This is a genomic window from Geodermatophilus sp. SYSU D00663 (assembly GCF_054050655.1).
In genome coordinates, this window is the sequence record NZ_JBJGZT010000022.1 from 15967 (window position 1) to 33344 (window position 17378).

16 protein-coding genes are annotated in these 17378 nt (G+C 76.2%); 5 read left to right on the plus strand and 11 right to left on the minus strand.

Annotation, left to right across the window (positions count from 1 at the left end; translation table 11 throughout):
- Positions 1-56: 56 nt before the first annotated feature.
- Both ACI79Z_RS16695 and ACI79Z_RS16700 read right to left on the minus strand, forming a co-directional pair.
- Positions 57-1352 (minus strand): AAA family ATPase, encoded by a 1296-nt coding sequence (locus tag ACI79Z_RS16695; RefSeq protein ID WP_456903282.1) that lies wholly within the window; start codon positions 1350-1352, stop codon positions 57-59.
- Positions 1352-2275, minus strand: coding sequence for an SAF domain-containing protein (locus ACI79Z_RS16700; RefSeq protein ID WP_456903283.1), 924 nt, complete (start codon positions 2273-2275; stop codon positions 1352-1354). Before ACI79Z_RS16700 ends, ACI79Z_RS16695 begins: the two co-directional genes overlap by 1 nt.
- Before the next feature lie 213 nt (positions 2276-2488).
- Here ACI79Z_RS16700 and ACI79Z_RS16705 point away from each other — a divergent pair, with 213 nt between their 5' ends.
- A complete protein-coding gene (locus ACI79Z_RS16705) occupies positions 2489-2785 on the plus strand; it encodes a helix-turn-helix domain-containing protein (RefSeq protein WP_387991546.1) in 297 nt (98 codons plus the stop codon).
- A gap of 2 nt (positions 2786-2787) precedes the next feature.
- On the opposite strand, the gene ACI79Z_RS16710 is transcribed toward ACI79Z_RS16705, so the two are convergent.
- Positions 2788-3357: a hypothetical protein gene (locus ACI79Z_RS16710; protein WP_387991543.1), complete on the minus strand. Its 570-nt coding sequence runs from the start codon at positions 3355-3357 to the stop codon at positions 2788-2790.
- A gap of 85 nt (positions 3358-3442) precedes the next feature.
- Here ACI79Z_RS16710 and ACI79Z_RS16715 point away from each other — a divergent pair, with 85 nt between their 5' ends.
- Entirely contained in the window at positions 3443-4129 is a 687-nt protein-coding gene (locus ACI79Z_RS16715; protein ID WP_456903284.1) for a hypothetical protein, read from the plus strand.
- Between the two features lie 78 nt (positions 4130-4207).
- On the plus strand, positions 4208-4756 hold the full coding sequence (locus tag ACI79Z_RS16720) for an Rv3235 family protein (protein ID WP_456903285.1): 549 nt from the start codon (positions 4208-4210) through the stop codon (positions 4754-4756).
- 3 nt (positions 4757-4759) lie between these two features.
- Here the strand turns inward: ACI79Z_RS16720 and ACI79Z_RS16725 are convergent, their stop codons facing one another.
- Both ACI79Z_RS16725 and secA read right to left on the minus strand, forming a co-directional pair.
- Entirely contained in the window at positions 4760-5275 is a 516-nt protein-coding gene (locus ACI79Z_RS16725; RefSeq protein WP_456903286.1) for a GtrA family protein, read from the minus strand.
- A 128-nt stretch (positions 5276-5403) separates the two neighbouring features.
- Complete coding sequence (secA, locus tag ACI79Z_RS16730) at positions 5404-8499, minus strand: preprotein translocase subunit SecA (protein ID WP_456903287.1); 3096 nt, start codon at positions 8497-8499, stop codon at positions 5404-5406.
- Positions 8500-8558: 59 nt separating this feature from the next.
- Here secA and ACI79Z_RS16735 point away from each other — a divergent pair, with 59 nt between their 5' ends.
- Entirely contained in the window at positions 8559-8951 is a 393-nt protein-coding gene (locus tag ACI79Z_RS16735) for a TIGR03618 family F420-dependent PPOX class oxidoreductase (protein ID WP_387991528.1), read from the plus strand.
- 142 nt (positions 8952-9093) lie between these two features.
- Positions 9094-9642: a GNAT family N-acetyltransferase gene (locus ACI79Z_RS16740; protein ID WP_456903288.1), complete on the plus strand. Its 549-nt coding sequence runs from the start codon at positions 9094-9096 to the stop codon at positions 9640-9642.
- A 116-nt stretch (positions 9643-9758) separates the two neighbouring features.
- Here ACI79Z_RS16740 and hpf read toward each other — a convergent pair whose 3' ends face one another.
- The 6 genes from hpf to ahcY form a co-directional block, all read right to left on the minus strand.
- The gene (gene hpf, locus ACI79Z_RS16745) at positions 9759-10445 is read right to left on the minus strand and encodes a ribosome hibernation-promoting factor, HPF/YfiA family (protein ID WP_387991522.1); all 687 of its coding nucleotides are present in this window, start codon (positions 10443-10445) and stop codon (positions 9759-9761) included.
- A gap of 67 nt (positions 10446-10512) precedes the next feature.
- A complete protein-coding gene (locus ACI79Z_RS16750) occupies positions 10513-11268 on the minus strand; it encodes a ComF family protein (RefSeq protein WP_456903289.1) in 756 nt (251 codons plus the stop codon).
- Positions 11269-11444: 176 nt separating this feature from the next.
- On the minus strand, positions 11445-13157 hold the full coding sequence (locus tag ACI79Z_RS16755; RefSeq protein ID WP_387991516.1) for an LpqB family beta-propeller domain-containing protein: 1713 nt from the start codon (positions 13155-13157) through the stop codon (positions 11445-11447).
- Complete coding sequence (gene mtrB / locus ACI79Z_RS16760; protein ID WP_456903290.1) at positions 13154-14890, minus strand: MtrAB system histidine kinase MtrB; 1737 nt, start codon at positions 14888-14890, stop codon at positions 13154-13156. Before mtrB ends, ACI79Z_RS16755 begins: the two co-directional genes overlap by 4 nt.
- Positions 14891-14894: 4 nt before the next feature.
- Positions 14895-15602, minus strand: a complete 708-nt coding sequence (gene mtrA / locus ACI79Z_RS16765) for an MtrAB system response regulator MtrA (RefSeq protein WP_387991509.1) — start codon at positions 15600-15602, stop codon at positions 14895-14897.
- A gap of 195 nt (positions 15603-15797) precedes the next feature.
- Positions 15798-17285: an adenosylhomocysteinase gene (ahcY, locus tag ACI79Z_RS16770; protein WP_387991506.1), complete on the minus strand. Its 1488-nt coding sequence runs from the start codon at positions 17283-17285 to the stop codon at positions 15798-15800.
- Between the last annotated feature and the right edge of the window lie 93 nt (positions 17286-17378).

The following is a 17378-nucleotide window of genomic DNA, read 5'->3' on the forward strand; positions in this document are numbered from 1 at the left end:
CGGGCGGAGGCCGGCACACCTGCAGGACGGGGAGGCGCCGGGCCGGGACGGCGGCGTCACCCGGCCCTCCGGCGGAGGCGGCCGCGCCGGCCCGCGGAGGGCTCGGGCACCCGTGCGAGCCCGGCGGCGAGCGACCGCAGGGCGGCGCGCAGCGGGGAGCCGGGGGCCACCTCGGCGAGCGTCCGGCCGGAGGCGAGGGCGGCGTCGGTGGCGCGGCGGTCGGCCGGCAGGAACGCGCGGACCCCGCGGCCGGCGAAGCGCTCGAGGGCGCCCGCGATCTCCTCGCGCGGGTCCCCGGGGACCGGCCCGCGGCGCACCTGGTTGACCACGACCGCCGGCTCCACCTCCGGCAGCAGGTCGCGCAGCTGGCCGAGGGCGCGGACGGTGCGCTGCAGCGCCACCGGGTCGGCGCCGCTGACGCAGAGGACGTCGTCGGCGGACTCGAGCACGGTCACCGTGGCGCCGTTGCGCCGGGGCGCGGCGGTGTCGAAGGACAGCTCCTCGTCCTCCTCGAGGTTGAACGCGCAGTCCACGACGACGAGGTCGGCCGCCCGCCGCGCCTCCGTGAGCACCGCGGCGACCGCGGCGGGCCGCAGCTCGGGCCAGCGGTCGGCGCGCGCCAGCCCGGTCAGCACGGCCAGGTGCGGGCGGACCGACCAGGCCAGCCGGGTGAGCGCGGCGCCGTCGAGCGTGCCGGCCGCCGCCTGCCGCGCCGCCCCGGCCAGCCCCGGCGACTCGTCGAGCAGCCCGAGCACCTGGGCGACCACGCCGCCGTAGACGTCGGCGTCGACCAGCAGCGTGGGGACGCCGAGGCGGGCGGCCTCGTCGGCGACACCGACCGCGACGGTGGTCCGGCCGGGCGCGCCGGTCGGGCCCCACACCGCCACGACCCGGCCGCGCGGGGGCCGCTGCTCCTCCGGCTCCGGCCCGGACAGCGCCGCGGCGGGCAGCGCCGCGCGCGGGTCGGCGACGTCGTGCCCGGCCGCCGGCCCGCCCGCGACGGCGTCCCGCAGCGCGCGCACGACGTCCTCGGCCGGGGCGTCGGCCGGCAGCACCGTCCCCACGCCGAGGGCGCGCAGCCGGTCGCCGGCGCGCTCGTCCCCGGGATCGGCCAGCCCGACGACGGCCACCCCCGCGGCGGCCAGCCGGGCGACCGCGTCGCCGTCGAGCCGGTGCAGGTCGGCCGACAGCAGGGCGGCCTGGGCGGTGCCGGTGGCCGCGGTGGCCAGCAGGTCCGAGGCGTCGACGCAGCGCCGCACGACGGTGACGCCGTGGTCGGCGCGGTCGAGCGCACCGACCAGCGCCGCCTCCCACGGCGCGCCGGTGACCGCGGTGACGACCTGCAGCGCCATCAGGCGGCGGGCGCGGCGGGGGCACCGGCCGCGGGGTCGACGGCCACCGGCGGGGCCACGGGCGCCACCGGCGCGGGCGCGGGCTGCACCGGCGGGACGGGCACGGGAGCCGGACTCGGGCCCGGCGTCGGGGTCGCAGGCGGCGACGAGGAGGTCGGCACCGACGACGAGGTGGCAGCCGACGACGAGGTGGCGGCCGACGACGAGGTGGCGGCCGGGGACCGGGGGACCGCGGGCGCACGGGTGTCGTCGACGGACCCGTGCACCACGACCACCAGCGGCCGGCCGCCGATCGCGGCCAGCACGTCGGGCGCCTCGTCGGCGGCCACGCCGACCACCACCTGCACGGTCGTGGTCGTCGTCGAGAGGACGCCCTCCGCCCGGCCGCTGACCGCCTGCACCGGTGCCGAGCCGACCACGAGCACGACGCCCTCCCCCGTCGCGGTGCCCGCCGGGTCGGTGACGCCGTAGACGTCGACGACCGAGCCGCGGACCAGGCCCGGCGGCACGTAGCCGGCCTGCACCGGCAGCGCGACCTGCACGAGGTCCTCCGGCTCCTCCAGCACGGTCCGGGGCAGCAGCTCGCCGGTCCGGACCGCCCGGGCCAGGGTCCGGCCCGCGGGGTCGGTGTCGGTGGACAGGTAGGCCCCGGCGGCGTCGCCGAGCCGGACGTCGACGGCGGCCAGGTCCTCGGGGCCGAGCACGGTGCCGGCGGCGAGGTCGGCGGTCACCGACCACACGGGCACTGTGGCGTCGGCGGCGGTGAGCACGCGGGCTCCCAGCAGCACCGAGCCCAGGACGAGCAGCACGCCGAGCACCAGGCGCAGGTCCAGCCAGCGGGGCGGGCGCACGCGGCGCGGCACCGGCCCGGCCGGCGTCTCCGCGGCGGGGCCCGCCGGCACCGTGCGCGTCGCAGCGCTCACCGGGCGCTCCTCCCTCCGCTGGCCGGGCATCCCCCGGCGGCCCGCCGACCGGCGGGCGTCCGTCCCGACCGGCACGGCAAGGCTCGGTCGGACGCAGATGATGCGGTACGGATGCGGATGCGTGCACCGGTTGTCCACACGTTCGGGTGTGGACGGGAAGCGTGCGGGTGAGTGCGTTCCTGACAGACTGGCGGGGACCGGACGGAGAGCCCCATGCCCACACCGCGCTTCCTGACCCTCGACGACGTCGCCGAGACGCTCAACGTCTCGTGGTCGCAGGCCTACGCCCTCGTGCGGCGGCGGGAGCTGATCGCCATCCAGATCGGCGGCCGCGGCCAGTGGCGGGTCGAGGTCGACGAGCTGGAGCGCTTCATCCAGCAGAAGTACGCCGAGGCCCGCGCCGGCGCGGTGCCCCCCGCCGACGAGGTCGCGGCCGACGGCGCGGAGGCCACCGGGGACGAGGTCCCGGCCGGCGAGGCGCCCGCCCGGGGACGGCGCCGCACCCGCTGAGGTCAGGCGGCGCCGGGCGCGAGCGTCCGCACCACGGCGACCGCCGCGAGCACCACCGCCCGCACGCCGCGCACCGCGCCGGCCCGGCGGAAGTCGTCGGCCGCGTGCTCGGCGAGCTCCACGAAGTCGGCTCCCACCCGGTCCACCGTCCCGGTCAGCACCCCGCCGTCGTCGAGGACGACGGCCACGGTGCTGCGGTCGCGCGCCAGCCCGCGCAGCGCCCGGCGCAGGTCCATCGCGGCCCGGACGGCCGACGGCGGCGCGGCGGCGGCCGTGGTCCGCACCAGCCCGGACACCGCGACGACGGCCGGCAGCGCCACCAGCACCTCGCGCCCGCAACCGTCGTCGAGCAGCGCCCAGTCCGGCCCCAGCCCGGTGAGCAGGCCGGCCACCTCCCCGGCGCCGCGGCAGCGCAGCGACACGTGTCCGCCCACGGCCCCGCCGAGCCGGTCCGCCAGCCGCAGCGCCCCGACCTCCGCGCGGGACCGGGACGGGAGCTCGGCCCGCTCCTCGGCCACCGCGGCCGCCTCGAACTCCGCCTGCAGGTCGGCGAACAGCTGCTGCCAGCGCACGTCGCCGAGCCTAGATCCACAAGGACTCTTGCGTTTGATCGCATTTGCTTGCTTCAGTACGCCGACGTCAACGCAAGGAGGGCTCGTGTCGGCACGTCGACTCGTCATCACGACGGCGGTCATGGCCGCGCTGGCCGCCGGGCTGCGTGCGCTCACCCCGGACCTCGCCGCTCTCCTGCGCAGCGGCGGCGACCCGCAGGCCCTCGTCGACACCGCCGGCCCCGAGGCGTTGCTGCTCGACGCGGTCGCGGCCGCCGCCTGGGCCGTCTGGGCCTGGGGCGCGCTGGGGCTGGTGCTCACCGCGCTGTCGGCGCTGCCCGGCCTGGCCGGAGCCGCCGCCGGCGTCCTCCTGCGGCGGGTGGTCCCGGCGTCCGGCCGGCGGGCCGCCGCGCTCGTCCTCGGCGTCGGCCTGGTCACGGCGCCGGTGCTGACCGGGTGCGCGACCGCGGGGCCCGTCGTCGTCGCGACCACCGGCGCGCCGGCCCCGCTGGCCGTCCCCGACTGGCCGGCGCCCGTCCCCGCCCCCGCGGCGCCCGTCCCCGCTCCCGCGGTGCCCGACTGGCCGATGCCTGCCCCCGGCGAGCACGTCGTGCTGCGCGGCGAGTGCCTGTGGACCATCGCCGCCGCCGACCTGCGCGCCCGCACCGGCGTCGATCCCCCCGACTCCGCGACCGCCGCCGCCGTCGGCCGCTGGTGGACGGCGAACGCGGCCGTCATCGGCCCCGACCCCGACCTGCTGCTGCCCGGTCAGGTGCTGCGCCCGCCGCCGTGAGGGCCGCACCCCGCCGAACCCGTCCGGCCGCTCCCCCGGCCCCGTCGCCCCCACCCCGACCCGACCCCGGGAGCTCCCGTGACCGCGTCCACCCAGCCCGTCCCGCCGACCGCCGCGCCGCTGCGGACCCTGCGGCTGAGCCTCGTCCCGCCGCTGCACCCGCCGCTGACCGGACCGGCCGTCGCCCTGGTCGACCCCACCACGCCGCCGCCCCGTCCGCCGCACCGGCCCGGTCCGCGGCCGGCGCCGGAGGGACCCCGCCGCCGCAGGCCGGACCTCTTCGGCCCGGCCTGGTCGGTACGGGCCGACCTCCCCGACCCCCGCGCCACCGGGCGGCTGCTGTTCACGACCGTGCTCGAGGCGCTGGCCGGCCGCCGGCCGCTGGCCCAGGTGCAGCGGCTCGCCTCCCCCGGCGTGCACGCCGCGCTCGTCGCCGGACGGCGACCGGTCTGGTGCGCCGCCGGCACCGCGCCGCTGCTGCTCGGCCCGGTGCACGTGTGCGAGCCGGTCGACGGCGTGGCGGAGGTCAGCGCGGTGGCGCGGCGGGCCGGCCGCGCGCACGCGGTGGCCGCCCGGCTGGAGGGCATCGACGGCCGCTGGCGGTGCACCGCCCTGTCGATCGGCTGACGGTCAGGTCCGCACCCGCGTCGGGTGGGCCGCCGCGCCCGGACGGACCACGAGGACCCAGCGGAGACCGACGAACCGGGCGAGGCCCACCACGCCGCTGACCGCGATGACCGCGAGCGCCGACGCCAGCGGACCGGCGGAGACCGTCCAGGCGTCGAGCGCGGCCAGCGTGAGGCTGGAGGTCGCCAGCCCGGCCACGGCGATCCCCCCTCCGGCCCACTGCGCCGTCGCCCAGCCGACCCGGTCGCCGGCGCGGAAGGTCAGCCGGCGGTGCAGCTCGTTGGCCACGGCCGTCGAGGCGACCACCGCGACGAGGTTGGCCGGCTGGTCCCCGAGCCCGGACAACGCCAGGAACAGACAGGCGTAGACGACGTTCGCCGAGCCGCCGACCAGCACGAACCGGACGAACTGCGCCGGCACGCGGTCACTGCGGAGCCGGTCGAGCAGCGTCGGCGCCGGGGCCGCGGGGGCCCGCGTCCCCACCCGGTCGGGTGGAGGGGCGAGGACGGTCCCGGGCATGCGGCCAGGCTCCTCGCTCCCCGGCTCCGGCACATCAGGGAAGACCCTCATCCCGCACCTGATCCCGGGACGACGGCGCCCCGCCGACCACGGAGGTCGGCGGGGCGCCGGGGTGTGCGCGGGAGCGGTCAGCGACCGGCAGCCCCGTGGCAGACCTTGTACTTCTTGCCCGAGCCGCAGGGGCACGGCGCGTTGCGGGCCGGCTCCTTGGTCCCGGTGACCGTGGCGGTCTTGGCCGCCTTGGCCGGGCCGCTCTCCTTCGGCGAGGCGTCGAGCGAGGGCGCCGAGTAGCTCAGGTCCTCCTGCCGGCGCGGCTCGTCGAGGCCCTTGACCGCCAGCTGCGGCCCGGTGCCCGACGGCGCCGGGGCCTCCGCCTCGGGCGTCGCCGGGGCCGCGGGCCGGGTGCCGCTCTTGCGGGCGGTGGGCCGCCCGGCCGGGGCGCCGGTCGAGCGGCGGGCCGCCGGCCCGCCGGACGGCTTGGCCATCGACACGGGCGCGGCCCCGTCGTCGGCAGCGGAGGCAGCGGCCGGAGCGGGGGCAGGAGCAGGAGCAGGAGCAGGAGCAGCGGCGCCGTCGGCGGCCGGGGCGGGCGCGGCAGCCGCGCGGGCCGCGGCCTCCTGTGCCGCCCGCTGCCGGGCGAGCACGCGGGCGGTGCCCTCCTGCGCGGCGGCCAGCGCCTTGGCCTCGGCCTCGGCCTGCTGGGCCCGGGCCTCGGCCTCCTGCTGCTCCCTGGTCTTGACCTCCAGGTTGAACAGGAAGCCGACCGACTCCTCCTTGATGCCGTCGAGCATCGCGGTGAACATGTCGTAGCCCTCGCGCTGGTACTCCACGACCGGGTCGCGGTTGGCCATCGCGCGCAGGTGGATGCCGGCCCGCAGGTAGTCCATCTCGTAGAGGTGCTCGCGCCACTTGCGGTCGAGCACGGAGAGCAGCACCCGCCGCTCGAGCTCGCGCATGACCTCCGAGCCCAGCGCCGCCTCGCGCTCCGCGTAGGCCCGGTGCACGTCCTCGAGCAGCTCGGTGCGCAGCACGTCGGCGGTCAGGGCCGCCTGCTCGCCGTCGGCCACCCGGTCGATCAGCTCCTGGCGGTCCAGGCCCACCGGGTAGAGCGACTTGAGGCCGGTCCACAGCTGCTCGAGGTCCCAGTCCTCGGCGTAGCCGGTCTCGGTGGCGCCGTCGACGTAGGCGCGGACGACGTCGTCGAGCATGTGCTGCACCTGCTCGTGCAGGTCCTCCCCGTCGAGCACCTTGCGGCGCTCGTCGTAGATGACCGTGCGCTGCCGGTTGAGCACCTCGTCGTACTTGAGGACGTCCTTGCGGACCTCGAAGTTCTGCTGCTCGACCTGCGTCTGCGCCGAGCGGATGGCCCGGGAGACCATCTTCGACTCGATCGGCTGGTCCTCGGGGACCCGCAGCGTGGTCATCATCGACTCGAGCATCGGGCCGTTGAACCGGCGCATGAGGTCGTCGCCGAGGGAGAGGTAGAACCGCGACTCCCCCGGGTCGCCCTGCCGGCCCGACCGGCCGCGCAGCTGGTTGTCGATGCGGCGGCTCTCGTGCCGCTCGGTGCCCAGCACGTAGAGACCGCCGGCCTCGGCGACCTCCTCGTGCTCGGCCTTGACCTGGTCCTTGGCCGCGGAGAGCGCCTCGTCCCAGGCGGCCTCGTACTCCTCCGGGGTCTCCGACGGCGACAGGCCGCGGGCGCGCAGCTCCTCGTCGGCGATGAACTCGGGGTTGCCGCCGAGCTGGATGTCGGTGCCACGGCCGGCCATGTTGGTGGCCACGGTGACCGCGCCGAGCCGCCCGGCCTGGGCGACGATCGCCGCCTCCCGCGCGTGGTTCTTCGCGTTGAGGACCTCGTGCGGGATGCCGCGGCGCAGCAGCAGCTTGGACAGGACCTCGGACTTCTCGACGCTCGCGGTGCCGACGAGGACCGGCTGACCCTTCTCGTGCCGGTCGGCGATGTCGTCGATGACCGCCTCAAACTTGGCCTTCTCGGTCTTGTAGACGACGTCGGAGCGGTCCTCGCGGACCATCGGCCGGTTGGTCGGGATCGGGACGACGCCCAGCTTGTAGGTCTGGGAGAGCTCGGCCGCCTCGGTCTGGGCGGTGCCGGTCATCCCGGAGAGCTTGTCGTAGAGCCGGAAGTAGTTCTGCAGCGTGATCGTGGCGAGGGTCTGGTTCTCGTCCTTGATCTGCACCTTCTCCTTGGCCTCGATGGCCTGGTGCATGCCCTCGTTGTAGCGGCGGCCGGCCAGCACGCGGCCGGTGAACTCGTCGACGATGAGCACCTCGCCGTTGCTGACGATGTACTGCTGGTCGCGGTGGAAGAGCTCCTTGGCCTTCAGCGCGTTGTTGAGGTAGCCGATCAGCGGGGTGTTGACCGCCTCGTAGAGGTTGTCGATGCCGAGCTGGTCCTCGACGAACTCGACGCCCTCCTCGGTGACGGCGACCGTGCGCTTGGCCTCCTCCACCTCGTAGTGCTCGTCCCGCTTCATCAGCGGCACGATGCGCGCGAACTCCACGTACCACTTGCCGGCGGACTCGGCCGGGCCGCTGATGATCAGCGGCGTGCGGGCCTCGTCGATGAGGATCGAGTCGACCTCGTCGACGATCGCGTAGTGGTGGCCGCGCTGCACGAGGTCGGCCTTGGACCAGGCCATGTTGTCGCGCAGGTAGTCGAAGCCGAACTCGTTGTTCGTGCCGTAGGTGATGTCGCAGGCGTACTGCTCGCGGCGGTGCGCGGGCTTCTCGCCGGACAGGATCGTGCCCACCGACAGGCCGAGGAAGCGGTGCACCCGGCCCATCCACTCGGCGTCGCGCTTGGCCAGGTAGTCGTTGACCGTGACCACGTGCACGCCCTCGCCGGTCAGGGCGTTGAGGTAGGCCGGCAGCACGCCGGTCAGGGTCTTGCCCTCACCGGTGCGCATCTCGGCGATGTTGCCCAGGTGCAGCGCGGCGCCGCCCATCAGCTGGACGCGGAAGTGCCGCTGGCCCAGCGTGCGGGTGGCCGCCTCCCGGACGACGGCGAACGCCTCCGGGAGCAGCTGGTCGAGGGTCTCGCCGTCCTCGTACCGCTGCTTGAACTCGTCGGTCTTCGCCCGGAGCTCCGCGTCGGTGAGGTCGGCGACGTCGCCCTCCAGGGACTCGATCGCGTCGGCGATCCGGTCCAGTCGTCGGAGGATCTTGCCCTCACCGGCTCGCAGGATTCTCGAGAACACCACGACACCAGCGTAGGCGGCCCGGCCAGCACCCCGGGGACGCCGCACGTACCCTCCGCCGGGTGGCCACCGACCCCGCCGCCCTCGGGCCCGGCGCGCTCGCCTTCCTGACCGAGCGCCACCTGGCCACGCTGACCACGCTGCGCGCCGACGGGAGCCCGCACGTGGTCCCCGTCGGCGTCACCTACGACCCGGACACCCGCACCGCGCGCGTCATCACCTCCGGCGGCTCGGCCAAGGCCCGGCACGTCCGCGCCGGGCAGACGCGGGTCGCCGTCTGCCAGGTCGACGGGCGCCGGTGGCTGACCCTCGAGGGGACGGCGGTCGTGCGCGACGACGCGGCCGCGGTGGCCGACGCCGAGGCCCGCTACGCGCGGCGGTACCGGCAGCCGCGGGAGAACCCGGCGCGGGTCGTCGTCGAGATCTCGGTCGACCGGGTGCTCGGCAACGCCTGAGGAAGGACCCCGTCCTCCCCACCCCTCGCAGGCCCGGCAGGAGGACCCCCTGCCCCCACCGCTCGCACGCTCGCGGCGGACCCCTGCAGCGGGCCGGGGACGGGGCCGAGACAGACCACCGGACATGCACGACCCTGATCCCGTGGAGCTCACCGGCATCGACCTGACCACCGAGGTGGTCCGCACCGCCCGGCTGGTCCTCCGGCCGTTCACCCCCGACGACGCCGGCGCGGTGCACCGCGCCACCCAGGACCCGGAGACGCAGCGCTGGATCAGCGCCGCGCCGGTGCCCTACACGCTCGCCGACGCCCGCGCGTTCGTGGACACGGTGGTGCGCCAGCGCGCCGAGGGCACCGGACTGCCGGTGGTGATCGAGGCCGACGGCGAGTTCGTCGGCACGGCGGGTCTGGTGTTCGGCGGGCGGCACCTCGGCCCGGAGATCGGTTACTCGGTGGCGCCGTGGGCGCGGCGGCGCGGCTACGCCACCGAGGTCACCGACGGCCTGGCCGGCTGGGCCTTCGCCCACGGGGCGCCCCGGGTGCACCTGGTGGTCGACGTGGACAACCCCGCCTCGCAGGCGGTGGCGCTGCGGGCCCGGTTCACCCGCGAGGGCGTCGTCCGCTCGGCCCTGCCGCGGCGCGACGGCACCCGCGCCGACGCCGTGCTGTTCGGCCGGCTGGCCGCCGACTGAGGACCGGCCCTCCCCGACGGGCACCGCGGCCGCGGGGCGGACCGGCCGGGCGCGGCTCCCGGGGCCCGGACACGGCGGAGGGGCCGCGCCGGCACGGCACGGCCCCTCCGGGACGGTCAGCGCGGGACGGCGGCGGGCTCGGCCGGTGCCGCGACGTGGGAGGACCCGGTGCCCAGCGGCGGCTCCACCAGCCGGATCAGGCCGTAGTCGAACGCGTGCCGCCGGTAGACGACGGTCGGCTGGCCGGTGTCGGCGCACTGGAAGAGGAAGAAGTCGTGGCCCACGAGCTCCATCTCGTGCAGGGCCTGGTCGACGGTCATGGGCACGGCCGGGTGGTGCTTCTCCCGCACGATCCGGCCGGGCAGGTGCTCGTCGAGGTCGGTGACGAGGGGCTCCCCGGCGAACTGCTGCTCGACGTCGGGGATGCCGAGCGCCGGGGTCTCCAGCGGCGCGGCGGTGGGACCGGCGACCCGCACGCTGGGCGGGGTGCGCCGGCCGTGGTGCACGCGGCGGCGGTCGTTCGCCCGCCGCAGCCGGTTGTCGAGCTTGCCGCAGCACAGGTCGAGGGCGGCGTAGAAGTCCGGCGCCGCGGCCTCGGCGCGGACCACGGGTCCCTTGCCGCGCAGGGTGATCTCCACGCGCTGGCAGTTGGAGGACTGGCGGGGGTTCTTCTCGTGGAACAACTCGACGTCGATGCGCGAGAGCTTGCCGTCGAACCGTTCGAGCTGACCGACCTTGTCCTCCACGTGCTGCCGATAGTGCTCGGGCACCTCGACGTTGCGACCACGGACCACGATCTCCATCAGACCTCCCGGTCATCGGGTGTGATCGATGCAACGCTAGTCGCTGTCACGTGGGCCGGACAGTCGATCAGCGGCACTCCCGCGACGCCCTCGGGGAGCCGTCCGGGAAGCACCCAGGTGGCGCCGCGCGGACCGGCCGGGGGCCGGGACGGCGCGTCGCGGCGACGACGGCGGCCAGCACCGGCGTGTCACCGTCCGGGCGTGTCGCGGCCAGCGCGGCGGCCGCCTCGGTGAGCGTCGCGCCGCTGGTGACGACGTCGTCGACGACCACGAGCACCGCCCCGGCCGGGAGCCGGACCGGGCGGACGGCGAAGGTGCCGGCGAGGTTGGCCCGCCGCTGCGCCACCGACAGCCCCGCGGAGTCCCGCACCCGCCCGGTCCGGGTCAGCAGCCGGACGCACCCGGCGGGCACCCCCGCGGCGCGCAGGTCGCCGGCGGCGGCCGCGGCCAGCTCCCGGACGCAGTCGCGGCCGCGCGCCCGCAGCGCCGCCCGGGTCGGCGGGAGCGGGACCAGCAGCACCGGCCGGCCGGGCAGCAGCACCGCGTGCACGCCGACGGCCAGGGCCAGCGCCGCCCCGAGCGGGCCGGCGAGCTCCGCGCGGCCGTGCTCCTTGAACGCGGCGACCGCGGGGCGGACCGGCCCGGCGTAGGCGCCGGCGGCCACGGTGGGCGGCATGCCCGGCGGGAGCCGGCGCGGCGTCGCCTCGCGCGGTGCGCCGAGCAGGGCCGCGCACCGCCGGCACAGCGCCGGGCCGGGCACGCCGCAGCCCGCGCAGGTGCGCGGGAGCACGAGGTCGGCGAGCGCCGCGCCGAGACCTCCCACCACCCCAGCCTGCGGCTCCCGGCTCCCCGGCACCCGGGTCCGACCACATCTGTGGAGAGCGGCCCCTCTGCAGGCAGAAGGACCTCGTCCTCCTCCCCGCTCGCGAGCTCGCGGCGAGCCTCTGCACGAGGCCTGGCGCGAGCCTGCGAGTGGCGGGGGGCAGAGGGGTCCTCCCGCTACACCGGGTAGAAGGGCTCGGTGCCCGGTACCGGCTGCTGGCCCCGCAGCAGCGTCACCCAGGTGCCGCCGACCAGCAGCCACATCGTCCCGCCGGCGCTGACCAGCGGCAGCTGGCCCGGCGCCGTCGCCAGCGCCGTCGGCGCGCTCGGCAGGCCGGCGGTGGGCACCGTCGCCAGCCCCCACCCGTCGACGCCGACGACGTAGGGCACCACGCCCTCCTCGCCGTCGGCGAGCACCATCAGGCTGCCGGCGGTGCGCCAGCCGACGTCGACCACGGCGGTCAGCGACGGCGCCACCTCGCGCAGGTCGCGCAGCGCCACCTGGCCCTCGTCGGAGCGCACGACCGTGCCGACCAGCAGCACGGCGTCGTCCCCGCGGGTGACCACCGCGGCGGCGCGGACGCCGTCGGGCGAGAGCTGCAGCGCCGTCGCCCGGCCCTGCCCGGGCAGGGTCGGGGCGTTCACCGGCTGCGGCTGCCCGGAGGCCGGCACCCGGACGACGGTGCTCTCGTCGCGGACCACCCAGAACTCCGGCCGGGTGGCCGCGACCGTCGGCACCGACAGCCGGCCGGCGCCGGTGATCACCGGGGCCAGGGGCTGGCCGTAGGGGCCCGCCAGCAGCGACGCCGTGCCCCCGCTCACCGAGACGCCGGCCATCGCGGTCAGGGCGCTGGTGCGCGGGTCCGCGGACACCGCCGCGCCGGTCAGCCCGTAGGCGCCCTCGCCGGCCGGCCCGGGTGCGGGCTGCCCGTCGACGGTCATCAGCCGGCCGGCGTCGAGGTAGTGGCCGTCGGCGTCGGCGGGCACCGAGTCCGGGCTGTAGGAGGCCCAGTCGTCGGTGCGCTGGACGGTGGGGACGCCGTCGATGGCGACCGGCTCGCCGTTGCTGGTCACCTCCACCGAGTTCGTGCCCTCGAGCTGGTCCAGCGTCCACACGAGCTGGGCGGCGAGCTGGGCGAGCTGGTTGGGCGCGAGGTCGTCGAGGCCGGCGAGGTCGACGGTGACCGTCGCCCCGGAGACGGTCACCGCGCGGGTCAGGGTCACGCCGCCCAGCGCGTTGGTGACGCCGGCGGCCAGGGCCGGCGAGGGGCCCTCGACCAGCCGCTGCACCAGCGTCGTCGGCTGGGCGTCCCCGGAGACGAGGTACCGCGGGTCGGGCACCACGCGGGTGCCGGTCGGGTCGACGAAGTAGACGGCGAGGTCGTCGTAGAGGCGCTCGAAGTCGGGGACGAGCATGACCAGGCCGTCCGGCGGGTTGGTGATCCGCCACTCGCCGCCCACCTCGGCCAGCGTGAACTCGCGGGTGAAGACCGTGTCGTTCGGGGCCGAGAAGACGCCGCGCGGGTCGACGGTGCCGACCAGGTCGCCGGTCATGACCACGGCGCCCGAGCCGGTGGTCACCGTCGCGTAGTCCGGGCCCACGAGGGTGATGCCGGACTCGTCGGACCAGGTCGCGGCCGCCTCGGGGGTCAGGTGCTCGACGGCGACGGGGTGGCCGTTGACGGTGCTGGCGGCGGCGTCGATGAAGCCGCGGACGATCTCCTCCGGCGGCGCCCCGGCGCGCGGGCCGAGCGGCTCGATGCCGACGTCGCCGGTGGGCCGGGCCTGGGCCTCGGTGATCGCCTGCGGCGCGGATCCGGTGGGCACGGTCGAGCACGCGGCGAGCAGCCCCACCAGCAGGGCGGCCAGCGCGGCCGGCAGCCGCCTCACCGCCGCTCCCCCGGCCGGCGGACGATCGTCGGCCGCAGCGGCAGCGGCGAGCTGGTGAGGTCGGTGCCGGCCACCAGCGGGACGGTGAGCCGGAACTGTGCGCCCAGGCCCGGCTGGCCCCACACCTGCAGCCAGCCGCCGTGGAGCCGGGCGTCCTCGAGGCTGATCGACAGGCCCAGCCCGCTGCCGCCGACGGTGCGGACCCGCGAGGGGTCGGCCCGCCAGAACCGGTCGAAGACGTGCGCCGCCTCGGCCGAGGACAGCCCGACGCCGTGGTCGCGGACGGTGACCGCCGCCGCCGTCCGGTTGGCCGCGAGCGTCACCTCGATCGGCTGCCCGCTGCCGTGCTCGACGGCGTTGCCGACCAGGTTGCGCAGGATCCGCTCGACCCGCCGCGCGTCGACCTCGGCGATGACCGGGTCGGCCGGGCCGGTGACCCGCAGCTCGCAGCCGTGCCGCTCGGCCAGTGCGGTCATCCCGTCGGCCACCCGGCCCACCAGCGCGCCGAGGTCGGTGGGCGCCCAGTCGAGGACGGCGGCGCCGGCGTCGTAGCGGCTGATCTCCAGCAGGTCCGACAGCAGCCGCTCGAAGCGGTCGAGCTCCTCGTGCAGCAGCTCGGCCGACCGCGCCACGTGCGGCGGGAAGTCCCCGCGCGACTCGTGCAGCACGTCGGCGGCCATCTGCACCGTCGTCAGGGGGGTGCGCAGCTCGTGGCTGACGTCGGAGGTGAACCGCTGCTGCAGCTGGGACAGCGCCTCCAGCTGGGTGATCTGCTGCTGCAGGCTGTCGGCCATGGCGTTGAAGCTGGTGGCCAGCCGGGCCAGGTCGTCCTCGCCGCGGACGGTCATCCGCTCCTCGAGCTGGCCCTCGGCCAGCCGCTGCGCGGTGCCGGCGGCGCGGCGCACGGGGTCGACGACCAGCCGGGTCACCAGCACGCCGATCCCGGCCACGAACAGGGTGAGCGCGATGCCGCTGATCGCCACGGTGCTGCGGATCAGCGACAGCGTCTCCTGCTCCTGGTCGAGCGGGAACGCGTAGTACAGCTCGATCGCCTCGGAGGAGGAGACGTCGCCGGGGACGGGCACCCCCACCAGCAGCGTGGGCTGCGGCTCGCCGGTGTCGTCGGGGACGAGCGCGTACTGCGTGTACTGGCCGCCGCCCTGCACGCCCGCCCGGAGGTCGTCGGGCAGCGCGGGGTAGACGCCGGGCCGGCTGATCGCGGGCGGCCGCTCGGCGTTGCCGGTGCGGTAGACCATGACGACGTCGAAGTCACCGGCCGAGCCGCCGCGGGTGAGCAGCCCGTTCACGGTGCGGCCCAGGGTGGCGCGGACGCTGGCGGCGTCACCGGCGGCGATGCCCACCACCTCCGACCGGGCGTAGACGACGCCGGCCTGGGCCTGGTCGATCGCGGCCTGCTCCTTGACCGACAGCAGCTGGGTCCGGATCTGGCTGAACAGCACGAGGCTGACGATCACCACGACCGTGCCGGCCACGACCATCGTGATCGCGCCGATGCGCACGTGCAGCGACCGCCGCCAGGTGGTGACCGCCCGCCCGGCCAGCCGGCGGGCGCGGATCCGCGCCCGGACCGCCCGCCGGCGGAGACCGCGGCGCAGCGCGGGCAGGTCGGCCGGCCGCCGCCGGGACGCGCGGGCCGGGGCCGGGCGCGCCGGCGCCGGGGCGGTGTCGCGGTCGTCCGCCGGTGCCGCCGGCGCCCGCTCGGTGGTGCTCACGGGATCACGGGGGGCCGGCCTTGTAGCCGACGCCGCGGACGGTCAGGACGATCTCCGGCTTCTCCGGGTCGCGCTCGATCTTGGCCCGCAGCCGCTGCACGTGGACGTTGACCAGCCGGGTGTCGGCGGCGTGCCGGTAGCCCCACACCTGCTCGAGGAGCAGCTCGCGGGTGAACACCTGGCGCGGCTTGCGGGCCAGGGCGACCAGCAGGTCGAACTCCAGGGGCGTCAGCGGGATCGGCGAGCCGTCCCGGGTGACCTGGTGCGCCGGGACGTCGATGTGCACGTCGCCGATGGACAGCGTCTCGGCCTGGCCGGTCTCGCCGCGGCGCAACTGGGCGCGCACCCGGGCGACCAGCTCGACGGGCTTGAACGGCTTGGTGACGTAGTCGTCGGCGCCGGCCTCGAGCCCCTGGACGACGTCGATGGTGTCGCCCTTGGCGGTGAGCATGACGATCGGGACGGTCGACTGGCTGCGGATGTCCTGGGCGATCTGCAGGCCGTTGCGGCCGGGCAGCATGAGGTCGAGCAGGACGATGTCGGGCCGGGTCTGCTGGAAGACCGACAGCGCCCGGTTGCCGTCGGAGACGAAGGCGGGGTCGTAGCCCTCGCGCCGCAGGACGATGCCGAGCATCTCGGCGAGGGCGGCGTCGTCGTCGACGACCAGGACGCGGCCGCGACTGGGCCCGTTGTTCGCTGCGGTCGGAGGCACGTGACCATTCTGCGACGTCACGACCGGATAACGGTGGCGCCGGACCGAATCACCGGTCCGGCGCCACCGTCCGTCCCATCCTCCCCGCCCGCAGGGCGAGTCCTCCCCTGCCCGCAGGGCGGGGCGAGGGGCTGGAACGGCCCCTCTGCAGGGCCCCGCGCCGAGCCTGCGAGGGGGGGGCAGAGGGGTCCTCCGTCAGTAGCGGTAGTGCTCGCTCTTGTACGGGCCCTCGACCGGCACGCCGATGTAGTCGGCCTGCACCTTCGTGAGCTCGGTGAGCTTCACGCCGAGCGCGTCGAGGTGCAGCCGGGCCACGTGCTCGTCGAGCTTCTTGGGCAGCACGGTGACGGTGGGGGTCCTGCCCTCGTAGGCGGCGCGGTTGCCCCACAGCTCGATCTGGGCGAGCACCTGGTTGGAGAACGAGGCGCTCATGACGAAGCTGGGGTGCCCGGTGGCGTTGCCCAGGTTCAGCAGCCGGCCCTCGGAGAGCACGATGATCGTGTGGCCGTCGGCGAAGCGCCACTCGTCGACCTGCGGCTTGATCTGGGTCCGCTGGATGCCCGGGGTGCGGGCGAGGCCGGCCATGTCGATCTCGTTGTCGAAGTGGCCGATGTTGCCGATGATCGCCTGGTGCTTGGTCCGCCCGAGCTGCTCGGCGGTGATGATGTCGCGGTTGCCGGTGGCGGTGATGACGATGTCGGCCTTGCCGATGACCTCGTCGAGCGTGGTCACCTCGTAGCCGTGCATCGCCGCCTGGAGGGCGTTGATCGGGTCGATCTCGGTGACGATGACCCGGGCGCCCTGGCCGCGCAGCGACTCCGCGCAGCCCTTGCCGACGTCGCCGTAGCCGCAGACCACGGCCACCTTGCCGCCGATCATGACGTCGGTGGCGCGGTTGATGCCGTCGATGAGCGAGTGCCGGCAGCCGTAGAGGTTGTCGAACTTGCTCTTGGTGACCGAGTCGTTGACGTTGATCGCCGGGAACAGCAGCCGGCCGTCGCGGGCGAGCTCGTACAGCCGCATGACGCCGGTGGTGGTCTCCTCGGTGACGCCCTGGATGCCCTGGCCGATGCGGGTCCAGTAGCCGGCGTCGGTGCCCAGGCTCTCGCGCAGCGCGGTGAGGATGACGCCGTACTCCTCGGAGTCGGCCTCGGTGGTGTCCGGGACGGCGCCGTCGGCCTCGAAGCGGGTGCCCAGGTGCACGAGCAGCGTGGCGTCGCCGCCGTCGTCGAGCAGCATGTTCGGGCCGACGACGGTGCCGTCCTCGTCGCGGAACTCGAACAGCCGCTGGGTGCACCACCAGTAGTCCTCGAGGGTCTCGCCCTTCCAGGCGAAGACCGGGACGCCGGCGGGCTGCTCGGCCGTGCCCTCGGGGCCGACGACGATGGCGGCGGCGGCGTGGTCCTGGGTGGAGAAGATGTTGCAGGAGACCCAGCGGACGTCGGCGCCGAGCGCGACGAGGGTCTCGATGAGGACGGCGGTCTGCACGGTCATGTGCAGCGAGCCGGCGATGCGGGCGCCGGCCAGGGGCTGCTCGTCGCCGTACTCGGCGCGCAGCGCCATCAGTCCGGGCATCTCGTGCTCGGCGAGCTGGATCTCCTTGCGGCCGAACGGCGCCAGGGAGAGGTCGGCGACCTTGAAGTCGCCGTCGGTCAGGACGCGGGTGCCGGTAGAGGCGGTCATGTCGCTCCAGGGTCGAGGCCCCCACCGGCGGCGGGGACTCGGGGTCACTGAGGTGAGCGAGCATGCCGAGGCTTCGGCGGGGCTCGTGCCGTC

Coding starts and splice junctions, on each gene's coding strand:
- ACI79Z_RS16695 (WP_456903282.1), bottom strand. CDS start 1,352: ATGGCGCTGCAGGTCGTCACCGCGGTCACCGGCGCGCCGTGGGAGGCG.
- ACI79Z_RS16705 (WP_387991546.1), top strand. CDS start 2,489: ATGCCCACACCGCGCTTCCTGACCCTCGACGACGTCGCCGAGACGCTC.
- ACI79Z_RS16725 (WP_456903286.1), bottom strand. CDS start 5,275: ATGCCCGGGACCGTCCTCGCCCCTCCACCCGACCGGGTGGGGACGCGG.
- hpf (WP_387991522.1), bottom strand. CDS start 10,445: ATGGAGATCGTGGTCCGTGGTCGCAACGTCGAGGTGCCCGAGCACTAT.
- ahcY (WP_387991506.1), bottom strand. CDS start 17,285: ATGACCGCCTCTACCGGCACCCGCGTCCTGACCGACGGCGACTTCAAG.